The following is a 19,661-nucleotide window of genomic DNA, read 5'->3' on the forward strand; positions in this document are numbered from 1 at the left end:
GAGGAGGACAAGGAGAGTGGGGCGAACAGGGTGGGGAGCGAGGCAAGGTGAAGGTGTCCGGTGGTGGAGGTCTCCCGCCCGGGCCGACCGTCGGCGTGGGGTGGCGGCGTGGGCGCCGACGGCGACCGTCAGCGCAGGAACGCGGCCGCGACGCCGGCGTCGACCGGTACGTGCAGCCCGGTGGTGTGGGTGAGTTCCCCGCCCGTCAGCGCGAACACCGCGTTCGCCACGTGCTCGGGCAGCACCTCCCGCTTGAGGATGGTCCGCTGGGCGTAGAACTCTCCGAGCTTGTTCTCCTCGATGCCGTACGTGGCGGCCCGCTGGGCGCCCCACCCGCCGGCGAAGATGCCCGAGCCCCGCACCACACCGTCCGGGTTGACGCCGTTGACGCGGATCCCGTGCTCGCCCAGTTCGGTGGCGAGCAGCCGGACCTGGTGGGCCTGGTCGGCCTTGGTGGCGGAGTACGCGATGTTGTTCGGCCCGGCGAACACGGCGTTCTTCGAGGCGATGTACACGATGTCCCCGCCGAGCTTCTGGGCGATCATCACCCGGGCCGCTTCCCGCGACACCAGGAACGATCCCCGGGCCATGATGTCGTGCTGGAGGTCCCAGTCCCTGGCCGAGGTCTCCAGCAGCGGCTTGGAGATGGAGACGCCCGCGTTGTTGACGACGAGGTCCACACCGCCGAAGGCCAGCAGCGCCTCCTTGAAGGACGCGGCGATCTGCTCCTCGGACGTGACGTCGACGGTCACGGCGACGGCCTTGTCGGGCCCGCCCAGCTCCTGTGCCACCTGGGCGGCGTTCTCCGCGTTGAGATCGGCGACGACGACACACGCCCCCTCGGCGACCAGCCGCTCGGCGATGGCCTTCCCGATCCCGCTGCCCGCACCGGTCACCAGCGCGACCCGCGTGGCCAGCGCCTTCGGCTTGGGCATCCGCTGGAGCTTGGCCTCCTCAAGGGCCCAGTACTCGATCCAGAACTTCTCCGACTCCTCGATCGGCGCGTACGTCGAGACCGCCTCGGCCCCGCGCATCACGTTGATCGCGTTGACGTAGAACTCGCCCGCGACCCGCGCGGTCTGTTTGTCCTTGCCGAAGCTGAACATGCCGACGCCCGGGATCAGCACGATCGCCGGGTCGGCGCCGCGTATCGCGGGGGAGTCGGGCAGGGCGTTGCGTCCGTAGTAGGCGGCGTACTCCTCGCGGTACCCGGCGTGCAGCTCCTTGAGTCGCGCGATCGCCTCGTCGAGGGGAGCGGACGCCGGGAGGTCGAGGACGAGCGGCCGGACCTTGGTGCGCAGGAAGTGGTCGGGGCAGGAGGTACCGAGCGCGGCGAGCCGGGGGTGCTCGGCACGCGACACGAAGTCGAGCACGACGTCCGCGTCGGTGAAGTGCCCGACCTGAGGCTTGTCCTGTGAGGCGATGGCGCGAACGTAAGGGGCGAGCGCGGCGGCGCGCTCACGCCGCTCCTCGGGCGTGAGGGCGGCGTACCCCTCGATGACCGGCCCGAAGGGCTCGGCCTTCCCCCGCTCGGCGAGGAACGCCTCGGCGGTACGGATGATGTGCAGCGAGTTGCGTTCGCACTCCTCTGCGGTGTCGCCCCATGCGGTGATGCCGTGTCCGCCAAGGATGCAGCCGACGGCCTGCGGGTTCGCGGCCTTCACGGCGGCGATGTCCAGCCCGAGCTGGAATCCGGGCCGCCGCCACGGCACCCACACCACGCTGTCCCCGAAGCACTCGGCGGTCAGCGTCTCCCCGTCGGCGGCACAGGCCAGTGCGATCCCGGAGTCGGGGTGGAGGTGATCCACGTGCGTGGCGTCGACCAGCCCGTGCATGGCGGTGTCGATCGAAGGCGCCGCCCCACCCTTGCCGTGCAGGCAGTAGTCGAACGCGGCAACCATCTCGTCCTCGCGCTCCACCCCATACACACCCTTGAGCGCGTTCAACCGGTCGAGCCGCAGCACGGCCAGCCCACCCTCGGTCAGGGTTCCCAGGTCGCCCCCGGACCCCTTGACCCACATCAGCTCGACATCACCCCCGGTGACGGGGTCGGTGTCGGTCCCCTTGGCGGACGTATTACCACCCGCGTAGTTCGTATTACGGGGGTCAGCACCGAGCCGACGAGACCGGGCGAGCAGGGCAGCGGCTTCAGGATGGATAGCCATGAGCGGGTGTCTTCCTTGCATAGGGGACGTTGCGGGTGTGCGGGGGCGGGGAAGTCAGGCGCCCCAGCCGGCCTGGGTACCGCCGACGCGTTCGGCGGCGATCTGCTCCTGCCACCCCGAGGCCCGGTAGGCGGCAACGGGGTCGGGGTCCAGGTCGGCGTCCTCGCGGACTTGGGCGAGGAGCGGTCGTACGTCGGTGTTGTAGGCGTCCATCAGTACCGCGTTCGCTTCCAGCACGTCACCCGCCTGCTGCGCGGCACGCAGCGCCTCCCGGTCGACCAGCAGAGCCTTGGCCGTGGCCTCCTGGACGTTCATGACCGACCGGATGACCGCAGGGATCTTCGCCTCGATGTTGTGGCACTGGTCGAGCATGAACGCCAGGTTCGTCCGGGTCTCGAAGCCGCCGTTCCGGGAGACCTCGTACAGGATCCGGAACAGCTGGAACGGGTCCGCAGAGCCGACCATCAGGTCGTCATCGGCGTAGAAGCGTGAGTTGAAGTCGAACGCGCCGAGCTTCCCCTCCCGCAACAGCGTCGCGACGATGAACTCGATGTTGGTCCCGGGCGCGTGGTGCCCGGTGTCGACCACGACCTGCGCCTTCGGCCCGAGCTTGAGGCAGTGCGCGTACGCCGTGCCCCAGTCCGGGACATCCGTGGTGTAGAAAGCGGGTTCGAAGAACTTGTACTCCAGCAGCATCCGCTGCTCGTCTCCCAGCCGCTCGTACACCGCCGCCAGAGCCTCGGCCAGCCGGTCCTGCCGGGCCACGATGTCGTCCTGGCCCGGGTAGTTGGTGCCGTCGGCGAACCATAGCTTGAGGTCGGTCGAGCCGGTCGCGTCCATGATGTCGACACACTCCAGCAGGTGGTCAACGGCTTTCCGCCGTACTTTCGAGTCCGGGTGGCAGACGCTGCCCAGCTTGTAGTCGTCGTCCTGGAAGGTGTTCGAGTTGATCGCGCCCAACCCCAGGCCCCGCTCCTGCGCGTACTTGGCCAGCGCGCCGTAGTCGTCGACCTTGTCCCAGGGGATGTGCAGTGACACCTTGGGCGCCACTCCCGTGAACGCGTGGACCCGCGAGGCGTCGTCCAGTTTCTCGTAGGGCGTCCTGGGGACGCCGGTCTGGGCGAAGACCTTGAAGCGGGTGCCGGAGTTGCCGTACCCCCAGGACGGCGTCTCGATCCGCTGGCCGGTGAGTGCGGCCTTCACTGCAGAGATGTCAGGCATGTCAACCTCGGGATGCGACACGGCCCCGGAACGGGACCGGTGGATTTGCGAAATGTTGAATCGATTCATTGCTGTGGTGAAAGTAGCCCCTTGTGGCCGTGCGCCCTTCGGTCGGCCTTGCGACCGGAGTGTTCCGGCGTGCCCCCGGCAATGAAAACCTACTCCTATTCGGGATTCAAGGATACGATCCCTTCTGTACGACGTCACCACCGATGTGACGACAGGGATACCCCGCCAGGGGTGCCGACAAGGAGCCGTCCGTCATGCCCAGTGCCACCTATGCCCTGATGAAGGGCTGGTTCTACCAGTCCGCGGCCCAGCGTGGGCCCATGGATCTCACGGCGGAGCGCGAGCAGGCAGCCGGCCTCGCGGACATGTACCGCCCGGTGCCGGGCGTTGTCGAAGAGTCCGCCGAGGTGCTCCGGGCAGGCTCGTACCTGATGACTCCGGACGGTGCACGCGACGACCTGGTGATCCTCTTCATCCACGGCGGCGGGTTCCGCTCCGGGCTGGCCCGGGGATCACGCGGGCTCGCGGCGCACCTGGCATTGGGGACCAAGGCGCGGGTGCTGCTGCCCGAGTACCGGCTGGCTCCCGAGGACCCCTTCCCGGCGGGACTCGACGACTGCCTGGCCGCGTTCGACCATGCCGCTTCGCTGGCGCCGAGGGTTGTGGTGGCCGGGGAGTCCGCGGGCGCCAACCTCGCGCTCGAGGTTCTGCTGAGCCGCTCGTCGGAGAACCACCCCGGCATCCTCGCCGGAGTGCTCTACGGCGGCGTTTTCGACCTGCGAAAAGAACGGTTCTCCCAGGGGAGCTGGGCCGACAACGCGGACTCCGACCCGCTGCTGCCGGACGAGCTCGGCCAGGCCATGCACGACGACTACCTGGCCGGGCACTCCGCTGACGACCCCCTGGTCAGTCCCGTCCTCGCCGACATGACTGGTCTGCCGCCGTTGTTCCTCCAGGTCTCCGGCGCCGAGCGCCTCCTCGACGACTCGCTGACGGTGGCCGACCGCGCGGCACGGGAGGGTGTGGAGGTCGAACTGCAGGTGTGGCCGAAGATGTTCCACGTGTGGCAGGCGGGGACCGGGTTCCTGCCCGAGGCGACCGAGGCGGTGGACCGTACCGCCGCATTCGTGCGGCGTGTCGCCGACGGCCGCTTCGTCGACGGGCCGGCTCTGCTGGGCGGTCCGGCGAGCCTCGAAGAAGTTCTGTGAGGGCGGCTCGCCCGGCCTGAGATCGCGAGCCGAGGCACTTCGGGTTCCCCCGCGACCGGCGTTCGAAGGACACCGCGGTGCCATTCATACCTGGTGCCGCCGCCGACAGCGCGGCCGGCCGAGTGCCGCAGAACGGCCGCCCGCTGCGAGGCATCGCGAACGGCGGACAGCCGAGACCTTGTTCACGGAGCCCGTGACGGGGTGTGTCGGCATGTCGCAACCAGCCGTTGCCCAGACGAAGGGCTCTTCACGAGGCATGGCCCCCGCGGCTCGGCCCGTGTTCGCCGGGTCTCACGACCTCTGACACCCCACACATCGCACGAGCCCGCCGTGTGGTACGACGCGTCTACGACCTGGAGGACCTCAATGACCAACCCTGACGTCGCACCCCCAACCGGAAGCGCCCGCTCGTTCGCGCAGCTGTCGACCGACTCGACCTTCGCGGACATCGTCAACCACCCGGCGTTCGCGGGCTTCGGCGACTACATGGTGCCCTGGGAGTCCGGCGAGTACGCCGAGATCACCCGCCCGCTCACCATCGAGGCACTTGCACCGCACCTGGGTGCCTGGGATCCCCAGACCATGGTCGACGGTCTCAACTTCCTCATCGACCAGGTCAACCAGGGCAGGACCATCTTCCGTCCCCTCTACAGCGGGGACGAGATCGCCGCCGAACCGGACAAGGCGGCGGCAGGTCTGTTCTTCGTCCCCGGTGTCCCGGGCGGACCGCTCGCGTTCGTCGCCGCCGGCGGCGGATTCACCTCGGTCGCCTCGATCCAGGAAGCCTTCCCCCACGCCAAGGCCCTGCACGCGCTCGGATACAACGTCGCCGTTCTCAAGTACCGCGTCGGCAAGGAAGGCAACGACGACGTCTCGGTGCCGTTGGCACGCGCGAACGAGGACATGGCCCGGGCCATGATCCTGCTCGCCGAACACGCGGACGCATGGGGTCTCAGCCTGGACGACTACTCGGTCTGGGGCAGTTCGGCCGGGGGACGGCTCGTGTCGAGCTGGGGCACCGACGGACCGCTGGGCGCCAGGGCGCACGGGTTCCACCCTCCCGCCGCCATCATCACCGCATATCCGGGTACCCCGTTCGGACCCTGCTCGGCGTCCTTTCCGCCGTACTTCGTCACCGTCGCCGCGGACGACGAGGTGATCTCGGTGCCCGAGGTCGATCGTCTTGTCGACGACCTGCGCGCCAGCGGTGTCGCGGTGGACTACCACAGGACCGATTCCGGAGGACATGGATACGGTCTCGGCGTCGGTACGCCCGCCGACGGCTGGCTCGACGACGCGGTCGCGTTCTGGCGGTCGCACGCCACCGCCGGCTGAGCCCGGGGCGAAGGGCCGCGCCGGCGGGGGAGTGGCTCCGGGCCGCGCGGACGACTCGCCCGGCCGCGTGCGGACCGCACTCGGCCGGGCTGAAGGTGGAAGTGGTCAGCGTGCCGCCCCGACCTTCGCGCGGACGACGGGGACTGTCCCGGCCGCCGTACGTGGCAGACCCTTGAGGACGAGCACGAGGGCTGTCGTCACGAGCACGCCCACCACCACGGCCGCCAGGAAGAGCAAGGGCCCGCCGAGGTGCCCTGCGGCGAAGACGCCGCCGTAGGGCACCGTCAGGGTACTGCCGAAGGTCATCGTCAGGGCGCCGGCGGCGCCGCCGCCCACCATGGAGGCCGGGATCACGCGCAACGGGTCGGCCAGCGCGAACGGGATGGCCCCCTCCGGGACGAAGGCCGCCCCGAACAGCCAGGCGCCCTTTCCGTAGGTCCGCTCGGCCGGAGTGAACAGGGAACCGCGCACCAGGGTGGCGAGGGACAGGGCCAGTGGCGGGACCATGGCGGACGCCACCACCGTCGCCATGAGGGTGAAGTTGAGGCTGTTCGGCGCGGTCTCGATGCCTGCGACAGCGAAGGTGATGGCCGTTTTGCTGATGGTTCCGCTGAGGTCGAAGGTGACCATCAGACCGAGCACCATGCCACACACGGCGGTGCTTCCCCAGGTCAGTGGCGGCAGTTCGTGGTTCAGCCACTGTGCGAGGGAGGCGATCTGCGGTCCGGCGACCACATAGACCGCCGCCGTGGTGACCACTGTGCAGAGGAACGGGCAGACCACCATGGACGCGGCGTTCCGTAGTGAGGAGGGCACGGTGATCCGCTGGAGAAGCAGGGTGACCGTGCCCGCTGTCACGCCGGCGGCCAGACCGCCGAGATAGCCGGACTGGAAGTTCATGGCGACCATGCCGCCGATGACACCGGGGGCCAGCGCCGGCAGTCCGGCCATGCCGTAGGCGACGTACCCGGCGACGAGCGGTGCGAAGAGGGCCAGTGCGCTGACGCCGGTCTGCAGCAGCAGCGCGGCCCAGGTGTCGGGGTCCGTCCACGAACCGTCGTTCAGGAGCGTGGACATCGTCGTGGTGATGTCGGGGCCGCCGATGGCGAAGGCGAGGACGGTCAGCAGCCCGCCGATGGCGGCCAGGGGCGCCACATAGGGCGTGCTGGCGGCGAGCCATCCACCGATCCGGATGCCGACATGTCCACTGTGGCCGGAACCGTGGTCCGTGCGGGCGCTCGATGGGGTGGTGGCTCGGCGGCCGGAGGGTTTCATGGTGAGACTCCAGGTGCGTGGGGGCAGCGCCTTGCGGGCGGCTGCTGTGTCATGGCCGGCAGGAGGTTCGACGGAGTGGTGACGCTTCGCGTCGGCGACCGGCTGGGGAGCGACCGGAAAGATGCGGGGCCGCTCGGCGACAGGGACGGTGTCCGCAGGGAGGGTGACCCGGGCCTGGTCGTGACCGGGCCCGGGCCAGAGGCCGTCCTTCATGGGCTTGCTGTCCTGCGGACAGGGACGAGAGGCTGAAGCGATGATGCCGCGCGGTGGCCCGCGGTGATCCGGGGCCACCCCGTGGCCGACACGCAGGCTCAGCTGTCGCCGTACACCATGTCGGCGTTCATCGACCGAAGGATCGTGGCCGCCCTGATGTTGATCATGCGGTCGGCGCCGTTGTAGTTCCACGCGGCGCCGTGGTGAATGCCCGCGATGATGGCGTCTCCCCAGGCACCCTGCTCGTAGACGGGCGCGCCCGAGTCACCGGGCTTGGTGAAGTTTCCGTTGCAGTAGCAGGGGTTGTTGGTCCCTCCACGGTCCATGAGGAAGGCGTCGTTCTGGTCGACACAGTGCCAGCTGCCGAACCACATGTAGCAGAAGCCGTAAGTGGAGTACGAGATCGGGTGACCACAGTGGTTGAAGGTGGTCTGCCCGCTCACACAGAGCTTGCGGCCCCAGTACATCCAGTCGGTGTAGTTGCTGACCCAGGCGTTGGATTCGCTCGCGGCATAGCCCCCGGTGTAGATGCGCCCGGTGTAGTTATTGCCCGTGATTGCCTCGGCGTCAATCCACTGGTGGATTCGCGTGACACGGCCGAGCGAATTCCCGGTCGGGGTCCTGACCTCTGTGTTCCAGTCGAAACAGTGCGACGCGGTGATCATTTGCTTCTGGCCGTCCACCTTGTGCTTGACGGTGAAGCCGGCCGTGCAAGTCATTCCACCGCCGTTGATCGCACCTCCACCCCAGAAGGGGGAGTAGTCGTTGAACCGGTTGTTGTTCGGTGTGAAACGGCCGGGCATCGTTTCGACCGAGTTTGGGAACCGTGACTGCAAGGAACTGGCCGCGGACCTGGGTGCCTCGAGGTTGACGACTACCTTGTCCTTCTCGCCGTCATAGGCGTAGCCGACGCCGTACTTGCGCGCGTCCTTGTGCCACTTGGCCTCCTTGAGGGTCTTGAAGACCCCGGAGACCTCGTTCCTGGTGAGTTTGCTGATCTTTATCCTGACCTTCAAGCCGACTGGGATCTTCGCCTTGACCTGGGCCTTCTCGGCAGCAGATGTCCCGGAGGGCAGCACCAGCAGAGGGTTGGACGTGCCGGTCTCGCCGAAGACGCCGAGTGCGGAGTGCGCGGTGGCGACCCTGTCGAGCTGCTGCAGCTGCGTCTGGCTCGGTGCCTTCTGCGATACTTCCGGGGAGGCCGCCGCCGTGGCGTCGGCCGTCATCGGAAATGCGAATGCGATGAGGCTTGCGAGCGTCACTCCGATGAGACGCTTCATTCTTGTGTTTCTTCTCACTTTTCCCCTTTTTGGACGTGTGGAGAACCAGGGATCCGTCGTTTCTCCCGAAGGGGGAAGAGGCTTTCGGTCAGCCGTCTCGTATCGGGAGATTTCCGACCCTCCACCGCAGGGGGTGGCCGGATCGGAGGAATTTTCATGCGCATTTGTTCCCTGCTTGACCGAACTGCGGGAGCGCTCCCAAGAAGCGCTGCGGGCGGTCGGGGCGTTACCTGGGGTCGCGCACCCGGGCACTGTGCACCGTGCGGCCGTGCACCGGCCGCACATGCGGGAGGCGGCGGGTTCGTCCGCGGATTTCAGCGCGAAATCGGATCGCGATCGCCCAGGACGTTTGCGGGTCGGTCCGTGTCCCCGGACGGTGAGGTCCGGGATCCGCCGGGCCTGTTGATCGCTGACTCGCAGCCGGACGCCGAGCGGGGTCCGGCACGGGTGAACCGTCTCAGGGGTGCGCCCTGCGCGACGAGCCGCCGCTGAGGGCGGTGGCCGCGCCTCGTCGGCGCTCGCGGACCGAAGGCAGGCCTGGCGCGCCTCCGGACTCCGCCTGTGTGTTTCATGTGAGGAGCATCGCCGCAGGGTTCCCGCGGCTCAATGGGTACTTCCCCCGTCGGGCGGGATGGGTAGTTTCACCCTGCTGCTCCTACGAGAGGGACCCCCGGCTCTCCACCCACCAGGCCGCTATCTGGGCGCGGGAACTGACGCCGAGCTTGGCCCTGATGTTCTCGATGTGGCGGTCCGCGGTGCGCGGAGACAGACTGAGCACGGTCGCTATCTTCCGGTTGGTCATGCCCTTGGCCACCAGCGCGGCCACTTCACGTTCCCGGCAGGTCAGCGAGCTCGTGGCCGTGGCCGAGGTTCCTTGTCCGGTGTCGGTTCCCGGGGCCAGAGCGAGGGCGATGGCCTGAGCCGGACTGTCGTGCCTGGCGCCTTCCGCGACGGCCTTGTCGTATCCGGTCTCGCCCAGTGCGGAGAGGACCGTCTCCCGGCAGTGTGCGCGATGCTTGCCCAGGGTGGAGACGGGGCAGGCGCCGATCTCCCGGGACAGTGCGTACACGGAGCCCAGCAGCTGAGCCGCCCGCTCGTGATTGCCGCGAGACGCCGTGATCCAGGTGAACACCTCCAGTGCCGCCGCGGTCCCGGCGTAGTCGTTGAAGCCTCGGAGGGTCTCCAACGCGGCCCGGGTCAACGACAGGCCCTCTTCCGTGTCGCCGTCCGCCCACAGCGCGTAACCCAGCGCCCATAGTGCGTAGGACCCGTAGAGCCGTTCCCCGTGGGCCTTCGCGACCTCCACCGCACGCCTGCTGGTGTCCGCCGAACGCGGGTCTCCGAGATGGGCCTGGGTGATGGCCACCTGGAATTGCCAGAACAGCATCTCGGGCCCCTCGCCGGCCGCCCGGTGGGCGGCCAGGGCCTCCTCGTAGAGGGGTATGGCCTCAGCCATCCGGCCCCGAAACGCCGCCGACGCACCGCGGAAGCCGTGCACGTACGGCAGGACGGAGGGATCGTTGAGCCGTTCACTCAGCTCCTCGGCTTCGTCCAGCCACCGGTCGGCCGTCGCGAGAGCGCCTTGCAGCAGTGCCACCCAGGCGGCCGCCCACAGCGCTCTCGCCCGGACAGGGGTCGGCTCGGGTGCCGCCGCCAGCAGTCGCTCGAACTGACGGCGCCCCTCGCCGAGGAACCCGTCGGCACACCAGTGGAAGCGGAGCGCCGTGGCCAGGCGGAGTGTGGTTTGCGCGTCTGCTTGATTCTGATCCACCTGCTCCGTTTCCTCCGGTCCAGGGAGTTCCGGCCGGGCCTGTGGGTGTTCCGACACTTCCATGACCGCCGACCCGCGGAAGTCCAGTGCCGCCAGGAGATTGCTGTGCTCGGCGCGCAGCCGGGCCAGGGTCTCCTCCTGGCCCGGGCCGAACCACGCGGCTGCGGTCCGTTCTGCGAGGGCCAGGAAGAAATCCCGGTGCCGCCGCAGCGCTCGCTGCTCTCCTCCCGACTCGGTGAGCCGAGCTCTTCCGTACTCCCTGATGGTCTCCAGCAGACGGTAGCGGGGCAGCCCCTCGGCTTCGGTCGCCAGTACGACGGACTGGGCCACCAGCCGGTCGAGCAGGTCCAGAACCTCGTGTTCCGCGATGCCCTCACCCGCGCAGACCTCCTCGGCGGCGTCCAGGCCGAAGCCGCCGACGAAGACCGACAGCCGGTTCCACAGCAGGCGCTCGGCCGGCGCGCACAGGTCGTAGCTCCACTCGATCATGCCGTGCAACGTGCGCTGGCGTGGGGGCGTGGTCCGGCAGCCGCCGTTGAGCAGGGCGAACCTGTTTCGCAGACGATCCGTCAGCTGGTCGACGGGGAGTGTGCGCAGGCGGGAGGCGGCCAGTTCGATGGCCAGGGGCAGCCCGTCCAGCTGGGTGCACAGCCGGACGGCCTGAGCGCGGTTCGAGTCGGTGATGCGGAAGTCCGGCCGGACGGCGATGGCCCGTTCCTGCAGCAGTTCGATCGCCTCGTCCGGTATCGGAAGCGGGGGGACGGTGAGGACGTGCTCGCCCGTGACCCCGAGCGTCTGACGGCTCGTGGCCAGGACGCGCAGCCCCGGGCAGGCCAGGAGCAGCTTCTTCGCCAGCTCGGCGGATGCGTCGACCACGTGCTCGCAGTTGTCCAGGACGATCAGTGCCCGGTTGTGGGTGAGGTGATCCGTGATCTGGTCGAGGGCGGGTCTGGTGCCGAGATCTGGTAGCCGGAGGGTGCTCGCGATGGTGGGCGCCACCATCGAGGGGTCCTGGACCGGGGCCAGTTCGATCAACCACAAGCCGTCGGGAAACGACTTGCTCAACCCGGTGGCTGCTTCCAGGGCCAGCCGGGTCTTGCCCACCCCGCCGGCTCCCGTGAGTGTCAGAAGCCGCACCGCGCCGAGCAGGCGTCGGATCTCGGCGACCTCGCGGCGCCTGCCCGCGAAGCTCGTGAGGGGTGCGGGCAGATTGCCCGCGGTTGTGATCATGCCGGTCACGCTGCACCTCTCGATGTGTCGTGCAAACAGGGTCAGATGCTAATAGATCTCAGTTGCTGACCTTGCGGGCGGTAAGGGGTGATTTCGGGGTTTGTTGAAGGTCTGCGTTGGTCGCCGTCGGCCGGGCCCCGCTTCCTGTCTCGCGCGACGACGGTCGATGGCTCGGGTGGCGGCGGTCCCGTGCCGCGAGGGCGGCTGTCCGGTGGCCGGGAGCGGGCGGGTGCGCGAGGCCGGTTCGAATGGCGGTCTTCCGTTTCCTTGGGGTTCCATCATCGACTGTGTCGACCAATAAAATCGTACGACATTGTCAACTGACAATGTCGCCTGTATGGTTGGTCACGACAGCCTGCGCGGAACGAAAGGCAAGCTCATGACTCATGCGAACGTGCGCGGAACGGAACCGATCCCCCAGCGCCCCGCCCTGCCTCTGGTGGGCCACGCCTTCGACATTCCTGGTGGCGCCGACGGTCTGCTCTACGTGATGAAGGAGGCCAAGGAGCTCGGCCCCCTGTTCAAACTCCGCGTCTTCGGCAATGAGATCAACTTCGCCTCCGGCCTCGACCTGGTCACCGAGCTGGCGGACGAGACCAGGTTCCGCAAGAACGTGCATCCGGACCTCGTGATCCTGCGGGAGATCGGTGGCGACGGGCTGTTCACGGCCTTCAACGACGAGCCCAACTGGCGCAAGGCGCACGACGTTCTCATGCCGGCGTTCTCCCTCGGCGCGATGCGCGGCTATCACGCGACGATGCTCAAGGTGGCCCGTGAGCTGATCGGGAAGTGGGACCGGGCGGCGGGGACGGAGCCCGTGGACGTTGCCGAGGACATGACGCGGTTGACCTTCGACACGATCGGGCTGTGCGGCTTCGGCTACGACTTCGAGTCGTTCGGCCGGGAGGAGGCGCACCCCTTCGTCTCCGCGCTGACGCGCGCGCTCGGCTTCGCCCAGGCGAAGGGGGAGTCCATCCCCGGTATGGAACTGTTCAAATGGCGGCAGGCCGAGCGGTTCCGCGCCGACGTCACGGTGATGCGGGACCTCGTGGACGAGGTGATCCGGCAGCGCAGGGCCTCCGGGGACACCGCCACCGACGATCTGCTCGGCCGCATGCTGCACACCCGTGACGCGGTGATGGGCGAACCCCTGGACGACGTCAACATCCGCCACCAGGCGATCACGTTCCTCATCGCCGGCCACGAGACCACCAGCGGCGCCCTGTCGTTCGCCCTGTACTACCTGACCAAGCACCCCGAGGTCCTTGCCCGCGCGCAGGCGGAGGTCGACGCGCTGTGGGGCGACACCGACGCCCCCGAGCCGGACTACGGGGACGTCGGGAAGCTGACGTACATCCGTCAGGTGCTCAACGAGGGCCTGCGGCTGTGGCCGACGGCTCCCGCCTATGCGGTGGAGCCGCTGGAGGACACGGTCATCGGCGGGAAGTACGCCGTGAGCAAGGGCGAGTCGATCCAGGTGCTCATCCCCCGGCTGCACCGGGACCCGGCCTGGGGCGAGAACGTCGAGTTGTTCGACCCTGACCGCTTCCTGCCCGAGCGGGAGGCGGAGCGTCCGGTGCACCTGTTCAAGCCGTTCGGCAGCGGTGAACGCGCCTGCATCGGCCGCCAGTTCGCGCTGCACGAGGCGACACTGGTCCTCGCATTGGTGATCCATCGCTACCGGCTGATCGACCACACCGACTACCAGCTGAAGATCAAGCAGTCGCTGACCCTCAAGCCCGACGAGTTCACGCTGACCCTCGCCCGGCGCACCAGCGGCGAGCGACGCCTGCCCATCGCCGCGGCCACCGCCGCCGGCGCTCCCGCGGCCGGCGACCGGACCACGACACGGCGTGCCACAGGAACCGCGCTGACCCTGCTGCACGGCTCCAACCTGGGCACCTGCGCGGGCATCGCACACGACCTGGCGGCGGACAGCGGCGAACGAGGCTTCTCCCCGTCAGTGACCTCGCTCAACGACGCCGTGGGCAAGCTTCCGGCCGCCGGCGGACCCGTGGTGATCGTGGCGGCCTCCTACAATGGCAGGCCCACCGATGACGCCGCCGAGTTCATGGAGTGGCTGGAGGGGCTTGAGCCCGGCTCGCTCGACGGCCTCCACTACGCCCTCCTCGGTGTGGGCGACCGCAACTGGGCCGCCACCTACCAGCGTGTCCCGGCCCTCATCGACGAGAGGCTCGCCGCGGCCGGTGCGACGTCACTGCTGGAGCGTGGCGCCGCAGACGCCTCCGGCGACTTCGCCGGAACGGTGGACCGGTGGACCGACGACCTGTGGACCGTACTGCTGGAGCGGTACGGCGCCACCGGGGAGGCGGCCACGACGGAGCCGGACACCGGAGCGGAGACGGGGCTCTACGAGTTGGAGGACGCGACGGACTCCGTCATCGGTGGACTGGCGGCACGGCACGGCGTCCAGCCGATGGAAGTACTCGAAGCCCGCGAACTGGTCGACATGGAGCATGAACTGGGGCGTTCGAAGCGCTTCCTGCGGTTGCGGCTGCCCGAGGGCGTCACCTACCGTACCGGCGACCATATGGCCGTCCTCCCCAGCAATCCGGCCTCCCTCGTCCGGCGGGTCGCCGACCGCTTCGGACTCGACCTGGACCGCACCGTCCGGCTGCGGGCCCGCCGACGCAGCCGGGGCGCGCTGCCCGTGGACCGCCCGCTCACCCTGCGCCGCCTGCTCACCGACTTCGTCGAACTGCAGGACCCCGCCTCACCGGAGCAGGTAGCCGTCCTCGCCGAGCACACCGCCTGCCCGCCCGAGAAGCGCCCCCTGTCCGAACTCGCGGCGATGGACCCCGAGGGCTTCCGCGAGCAGGTGACGGCCGCCGGGCGCAGCGTCCTGGACCTGCTGGAGCGCTACCGTGCCTGCGAGCTGCCCTTCGAGCGTTTCCTGGAACTGCTGCCGGTCCTGCGCCCTCGCCACTACTCGATCTCCTCCTCCGCGACGGCGGCACCCGATGAGGTGGACCTGATGGTGTCGCTGCTCGCCGCACCGCACCGCGGCGGAGAGGGCACGTTCCACGGCATCGCCTCGCACCACCTGCGGACCGTCCGGTCCGGCGACACCGTCCAGGCCAGGGTCCTGCCCTGCAACGAGGACTTCCGTCTGCCGCAGGACCCGTCCGTACCCGTGATCCTGGTCAGCGCGGGGACCGGGCTCGCGCCGTTCCGCGGGGCCGTGCTCGACCGCCACCACACGCGGTCCACCGGAACCCTGCTGTGCTACTTCGGCTGCGACCACCCGGACGTCGACTACCTGCACCGCGAGGAGTTCGAGGCGGCGGAGGCTGCCGGGGCTGTCAGCATGCGGCCCACCTTCTCCCACGCCCCTGAGGACGGCGCCCGTTTCGTCCAGGACCGCATCGCGAGGGAGAACGACGAGGTCTGGGCGGCCCTGGAGGCCGACGGACGGGTGTACATCTGCGGTGACGGCCGCCGCATGGCCCCCGCCGTGCGGGAGGCGTTCATGGCCACCTACCGCAAGTACACCGGCGCCGACGACGAGGAGGCCACCGCCTGGCTGAGCGCCATGATCGAGTCCGGCCGCTACGTCGAGGACGTCTGGGCCGGCTGACGCCCCGGGCGCGACGGCCACCGGTCCTCGCACCCGCCTCGCCGACCGACGGGGCCACGGACGTGCGGCACGTCCGTGGCCCCCTTTCCCGCCACATGTCCCGCTCCTTCTCGAACTCGTGAGGTTCCCATGCCTGTTGCACGTTCGGCACCACGCCGAGGATCGCCGGCCGTCGCCCGCTCCTCGCAGGCGAGCACCCGGTGAGCGCCCGCGGCGGAGCCGCCCTGACCTTCGGCGTCGCGGTGGCCCTTGTCACCGGAGTGACCCTGGGCAATGGCGGAGCGAACGTGATGCCCGTCTTCGTCGACGACTTCGCCTCGCGCTTCACGCTGTCGGACTCCGGCGCCGGGCTTGTGGCGGCGACCCAGCTCATGGCCACCGCGGTCGTCACCCTGCTGCTGGCCCGGCGGGCCGCCCGCCCCGGGCGCGTACGGATGGCCCGTCTGGGCCTGGCACTGTCGGGAGCGGGCTTCCTGGGGGCGGCGTTGGCCACCGACCCGGTGACCCTGATCCTGGCCAACCTGGTCCTCGGCGCGGGGCTCGGCGCGGTCTACGCGGCGGCCACCGCGGCACTCGCCGCCACCGACGACGCCGACAAGGCGTCCGCGGTCACGGTCTGCGGCGTGGTAGCTGCGACCGCTCTGCTGATCATGGGTGTTCCGGTGGCCAACAACGACCTGGCGGAGGGTGCCGGATTCCTGCTCATGGCACTGTGCTGCCTGCTCGCCTGGCCCCTGGTTCGTCGGCTCCCCGACGGCCCTCCGGCACCGGGCCCGGAATCCTCCGGCACGGCCGAGGCGGCCTCGGGCAGGCCCTCGGTGGTACTGCTCGTCGGTACCGCGTTGCTGTGGGCGGTCACCCAGGGCGCGTGGTCGTACGCCTCGGTCCTGGGCCGTCAGCACACCGGGATGTCGCACTCCGCCGTCGCGGCCGTCCTCGCCGGCTCCAGCGTCGTGGGGCTGGCCGGCGCCGTCGTGGGGCCCATCGCTGCCCGGCACTTCGGGCGGATGCGGTCCATGGCCGGCTTCGTCACGGCCCAGGCTCTCGCGATGGCGCTCCTGACCTTCACCCACGATCCCGTGCTCTTCGTCGTCGCGGCCGTTCTCTGGCAGGCGTGTCAGCTGGCAGTCCTGGTGCAGATGCTCGCCGCCGCGGCGCTCATCGATCCGACCGGACGTCTGGTGGCCTCCCTGAGCGGGGCGGGTGCCCTGGGCACCGGCATCGGACCTCTGGTGGTCGGAGGAATCCTCGACGGCGCCGGCGCCGGCATACTGAGCCTCGTCCTGGCATGCGGAACCATGGTGTCCTCGATCCCCCTGATGAGGATGACGGTGGCGAGCGCGAAGGCCGCGGAGGACCGGCGGTCGGTGGCCTCGCCCGTGGGGTGACCGACGCCGTCCACGTCGGCCGGCCCCGGAGAGGGGCCGTCCGCGGAGGGACCGAGGCCGAGGCGGTCGGGTCGCGTCACGCGGGGTCCGACCGGCCCCACCCTTCGGAGCGCGTACGCCGGAGTCTCGTATGCCAGGGCCACCCCGTGCCGCCATGTGCGGTGCGGGGTGGCCCTGCTGTGTCGTGCGTGGCCCGTCAGGCGACGCGCCGCGCAGCCCTACGAGCCGTTCGAGGCTGACTGCGTGCGCCACGCCGGGCCGCTCGGGTGGCCTGGGGCGAACGGGAGCACCCGCCGGGTCCCGGTGGGCCGCGGTGTGATCCGTCAGGGGCCGTCCGGCAGTGCCACCAGCTCCAGGCGGCCTCCGGCCAGGGCCACGGCCGCCGAGACCAGCGCTTGGAGACAGTCGAGTTCGGCCTCCTCGTCGCGCAGCGAGAGATGCTGCACCGACAGACCGTCGAAGCCCGCCAGGAAGAGCCGGGCGATGGTCTCGGCGGACTGGGCGAGCTGGTGTCCGGTGCGTTCGGCGGCCTCGGTCACGAGCTTCGTCGTCACGGCCATGACCTCGCGGTAGTGGCCTTCCAGGGCTTCCCGCAGGCGGGGCGTACGCAGTGCGAACATGGACAGTTCGGTGAGGAGTTGGTGACTGGTCGGCTGCTCCCGCAGGGTCCGCCAGAGCGCCGAGGCGAGGGCGGCCACCGTCTCCTCGAAACCGGCGCCCTCCGGTACGGCGTGTTCCACCTGCTCGATCAGATCATGGGTCAACTGCTCCATGACGGCCCGGTACAGATCCTCCTTGGTACCGAATGTGTAGTGCACCGTCGCCTGGGCCACGCCCAGCTCGGCGGCGATGGCGCGGGTGCTTCCGGCGGCTACTCCCTCCCTGGTCATGAGGTCGATGGCCGCGTTGATCAGCTGGGGGCGGCGCTCCGCCGCGGGCACATGAGCCATGGGGACATTATAGCGACTTGGTCCTCTGATTGAGTCGATCGATCAAGTTCGGGTGAAAATGCGGATCGGTTGCCGTCGGTCCGGATCTGCGTGGGTTCCATGCAATACCCGGGACATCGCTGCAAGGAGGCGGGCTGGTGAGTGAGATCCAGTACGACACGTGTGTGATCGGAGCGGGCCCCGCGGGGCTCGCGGTGGCCAGGGCGCTGGCCGAGCGGGATCTGCCGTACACGCACATCGAACGGCACACGGGCCCCGGTGGCCTCTGGGACATCGACAATCCCGGCAGCCCGATGTACGAGTCGGCCCACTTCATCTCCAGCAGGACGCTCTCCGGCTTCGGCGGATACCCCATGCCGGACCACTTCGCGGACTACCCGCCGCATCGGCAGGTCCTGTCCTGCCTGACGTCGTTCGTAAGTTGGCGCCGGAGACGCCGACCTTGGCGCGCAGGAACTTCTCACGCGGATGGAGCCGGGCCGCCTCGGCGAGTTCGGCGGGCGTGTCGGTGAGGCCCTTGGATGCGGGGCGCCCCCACTGGCTCGTCTCCTGCTCGAAGACCTCCTGGATCTCGCCCCGGTCGCGCTGGCCTGAGGATCCCTTCCCGGCCGGGCTCGACGACTGCCTGGCCGCTTTCGACCAGGGGCGTGGTGGTACGCCCGCCGCCGGCTGGGCACATCCCGCACCTGCGCCCGGTCCGGGGCTCTCGAACCGGGCGCCGCGGGAAACGGTCGGCGGGGCGTGCGACGCGTCCCTGTCAGCCGTGCGCCCGCAGATGTTCGAGGAGCAGGCTGCTCAGCGTCTCGGGTGCCTCCTCGGGGATCCAGTGGCTGACGCCCTCAAGGGTCTCGAAGCGGTACGGCCCGCCGACCCACCGGCCGGTGTCCCGCGCCGCCACCGGGCCGAACACGGCGTCGTCCGTGCTCCAGACGTAGAGCGTGGGGACGTCGATGACGCCGACCTCGCCGTCGGGGCGGCCGGCCCGGTACCAGTTCAGTGCCGCGGTGAGGGCACCCGGCCGGGACAGGTGCCGGGCGTGGGCGTCGGCACTTGCCTGCGGGATCCTGCCCGCGTAGGCGGCGCGCAGCTCCGCGGCGTCGTCGGCGAGCATGCGGTTCTCGGTCGCCGGTGCCTCGCGCCAGTCGATCATGTACTGCGATCGCTTGCGCTGGTCCTCGTCGGTGCTCAGGGTCTCGGCCAGGGCGCCGGGGTGTGGTGTCGAGACGACCGCCAAAGTGCGCACACGGCCGGGGTGGGCACCGGCGACCCACCACGCGACCGCGCCTCCCCAGTCATGGCCGACGAGGTCGAACGCCGCCCAGCCCAGTTCCTCCGTGATCGCGACCACGTCGTCGGCCAGGATGTCGAGCCGGTAGTCCTCGGGCCGCTCGGGGCGCACACCGGGGGAGTAGCCGCGCTGGTCCGGTGCGACGACGCGGTGGCCCTGTGCGGCAAGGGCCTCGATCTGCCGCTCCCACGCACGTCCCGTCTGCGGGAAACCGTGCAGCAGCAGGACCGGGCGGCCCTCGGGCGGGCCTGCCACGAGGGCGTCGAACGCGCCCGCAGCGGTGGAGATGCTCAGCTCGATCACGAGTGAATCCTTCCTGTGGATCAATCGGGGTCTGTCCCCGGCGAGCCGACCCGGGATGGCGCGTCCATCGCTTCCTTCGCGATGGACGCGGCCGAGTCACTCGCTCTGCTTCGGCTGTCCCGTTCTCGCCGTCCCGGTGTCGATCGGAGCCTAGATCATCGATCTTCGTCCTCCGCGCCGGGCCACGAGAACCGGGCAGGGATCTCTCCGTCTTCAGATGCTGTTGTCCGTCTCGACAGGAGTGCCCGGCAGGAGCGGCAGGGGCACTCCGCTGGCCGTTGAGGTCCCCTCCGTGGCCGCGCGGGGCAGTTCCCGTCGGTCCGGACCTGCGTAGGTTCCATGCAATACCCGGGACATCGCTGCAAGGAGGCGGGCTGGTGAGTGAGATCCAGTACGACACGTGTGTGATCGGAGCGGGCCCCGCGGG

The 19,661-nt window shown here is 69.6% G+C and carries 11 protein-coding genes and 2 pseudogenes; 5 read left to right on the top strand and 8 right to left on the bottom strand.

All coding sequences use genetic code 11. From position 1 onward, the window contains the following. Positions 1-128: 128 nt before the first annotated feature. Both ACLZN2_RS20040 and rhaI read right to left on the bottom strand, forming a co-directional pair. A complete protein-coding gene (locus ACLZN2_RS20040; RefSeq protein WP_416979888.1) occupies positions 129-2,165 on the bottom strand; it encodes a bifunctional aldolase/short-chain dehydrogenase in 2,037 nt (678 codons plus the stop codon). A 54-nt stretch (positions 2,166-2,219) separates the two neighbouring features. Further along, entirely contained in the window at positions 2,220-3,386 is a 1,167-nt protein-coding gene (rhaI, locus tag ACLZN2_RS20045) for an L-rhamnose isomerase (protein WP_416979890.1), read from the bottom strand. A 263-nt stretch (positions 3,387-3,649) separates the two neighbouring features. On the opposite strand from rhaI, the gene ACLZN2_RS20050 reads away from it, so the two are divergent. Together ACLZN2_RS20050 and ACLZN2_RS20055 are read left to right on the top strand one after the other, a co-directional pair. Continuing rightward, positions 3,650-4,603, top strand: a complete 954-nt coding sequence (locus ACLZN2_RS20050; RefSeq protein ID WP_416979892.1) for an alpha/beta hydrolase — start codon at positions 3,650-3,652, stop codon at positions 4,601-4,603. 366 nt (positions 4,604-4,969) lie between these two features. After that, a complete protein-coding gene (locus ACLZN2_RS20055) occupies positions 4,970-5,938 on the top strand; it encodes an alpha/beta hydrolase (protein WP_416979894.1) in 969 nt (322 codons plus the stop codon). A gap of 105 nt (positions 5,939-6,043) precedes the next feature. Here ACLZN2_RS20055 and ACLZN2_RS20060 read toward each other — a convergent pair whose 3' ends face one another. From ACLZN2_RS20060 to ACLZN2_RS20070, 3 genes are all read right to left on the bottom strand, one after another. Next, the gene (locus tag ACLZN2_RS20060; RefSeq protein ID WP_416979896.1) at positions 6,044-7,426 is read right to left on the bottom strand and encodes a fructose-specific PTS transporter subunit EIIC; all 1,383 of its coding nucleotides are present in this window, start codon (positions 7,424-7,426) and stop codon (positions 6,044-6,046) included. Between the two features lie 98 nt (positions 7,427-7,524). Further along, a complete protein-coding gene (locus ACLZN2_RS20065; RefSeq protein ID WP_416979898.1) occupies positions 7,525-8,706 on the bottom strand; it encodes a hypothetical protein in 1,182 nt (393 codons plus the stop codon). A 655-nt stretch (positions 8,707-9,361) separates the two neighbouring features. Continuing rightward, positions 9,362-11,707 (bottom strand): ATP-binding protein, encoded by a 2,346-nt coding sequence (locus tag ACLZN2_RS20070; protein WP_416979900.1) that lies wholly within the window; start codon positions 11,705-11,707, stop codon positions 9,362-9,364. A gap of 379 nt (positions 11,708-12,086) precedes the next feature. Here ACLZN2_RS20070 and ACLZN2_RS20075 point away from each other — a divergent pair, with 379 nt between their 5' ends. Both ACLZN2_RS20075 and ACLZN2_RS20080 read left to right on the top strand, forming a co-directional pair. Then, positions 12,087-15,305: a bifunctional cytochrome P450/NADPH--P450 reductase gene (locus tag ACLZN2_RS20075; protein ID WP_416979902.1), complete on the top strand. Its 3,219-nt coding sequence runs from the start codon at positions 12,087-12,089 to the stop codon at positions 15,303-15,305. A gap of 200 nt (positions 15,306-15,505) precedes the next feature. Beyond that, complete coding sequence (locus ACLZN2_RS20080; RefSeq protein ID WP_416979904.1) at positions 15,506-16,693, top strand: MFS transporter; 1,188 nt, start codon at positions 15,506-15,508, stop codon at positions 16,691-16,693. A gap of 323 nt (positions 16,694-17,016) precedes the next feature. Here the strand turns inward: ACLZN2_RS20080 and ACLZN2_RS20085 are convergent, their stop codons facing one another. Next, positions 17,017-17,643, bottom strand: coding sequence for a TetR/AcrR family transcriptional regulator (locus tag ACLZN2_RS20085; RefSeq protein WP_416979906.1), 627 nt, complete (start codon positions 17,641-17,643; stop codon positions 17,017-17,019). A 137-nt stretch (positions 17,644-17,780) separates the two neighbouring features. Here ACLZN2_RS20085 and ACLZN2_RS20090 point away from each other — a divergent pair. Continuing rightward, positions 17,781-18,059: pseudogene (locus tag ACLZN2_RS20090) on the top strand (NAD(P)-binding protein); the annotation flags it as partial. A 4-nt stretch (positions 18,060-18,063) separates the two neighbouring features. Here ACLZN2_RS20090 and ACLZN2_RS20095 read toward each other — a convergent pair. Both ACLZN2_RS20095 and ACLZN2_RS20100 read right to left on the bottom strand, forming a co-directional pair. Then, positions 18,064-18,228 (bottom strand): annotated as a pseudogene (locus ACLZN2_RS20095) ((4Fe-4S)-binding protein); the annotation flags it as partial. A 172-nt stretch (positions 18,229-18,400) separates the two neighbouring features. Further along, entirely contained in the window at positions 18,401-19,234 is an 834-nt protein-coding gene (locus ACLZN2_RS20100; RefSeq protein ID WP_416979908.1) for an alpha/beta fold hydrolase, read from the bottom strand. Between the last annotated feature and the right edge of the window lie 427 nt (positions 19,235-19,661).

It is taken from the genome of Streptomyces sp. T028, from assembly GCF_048159505.1.
Taxonomy (GTDB): Bacteria; Actinomycetota; Actinomycetes; order Streptomycetales; family Streptomycetaceae; genus Streptomyces.

Excerpts from the sequence above, each read along its gene's own strand:
- ACLZN2_RS20040 (WP_416979888.1), bottom strand. The coding sequence starts at position 2,165 with ATGGCTATCCATCCTGAAGCCGCTGCCCTGCTCGCCCGGTCTCGTCGG.
- rhaI (WP_416979890.1), bottom strand. The coding sequence starts at position 3,386 with ATGCCTGACATCTCTGCAGTGAAGGCCGCACTCACCGGCCAGCGGATC.
- ACLZN2_RS20050 (WP_416979892.1), top strand. The coding sequence starts at position 3,650 with ATGCCCAGTGCCACCTATGCCCTGATGAAGGGCTGGTTCTACCAGTCC.
- ACLZN2_RS20055 (WP_416979894.1), top strand. The coding sequence starts at position 4,970 with ATGACCAACCCTGACGTCGCACCCCCAACCGGAAGCGCCCGCTCGTTC.
- ACLZN2_RS20060 (WP_416979896.1), bottom strand. The coding sequence starts at position 7,426 with ATGAAGGACGGCCTCTGGCCCGGGCCCGGTCACGACCAGGCCCGGGTC.
- ACLZN2_RS20065 (WP_416979898.1), bottom strand. The coding sequence starts at position 8,706 with ATGAAGCGTCTCATCGGAGTGACGCTCGCAAGCCTCATCGCATTCGCA.
- ACLZN2_RS20070 (WP_416979900.1), bottom strand. The coding sequence starts at position 11,707 with ATGATCACAACCGCGGGCAATCTGCCCGCACCCCTCACGAGCTTCGCG.
- ACLZN2_RS20075 (WP_416979902.1), top strand. The coding sequence starts at position 12,087 with ATGACTCATGCGAACGTGCGCGGAACGGAACCGATCCCCCAGCGCCCC.
- ACLZN2_RS20085 (WP_416979906.1), bottom strand. The coding sequence starts at position 17,643 with ATGGCTCATGTGCCCGCGGCGGAGCGCCGCCCCCAGCTGATCAACGCG.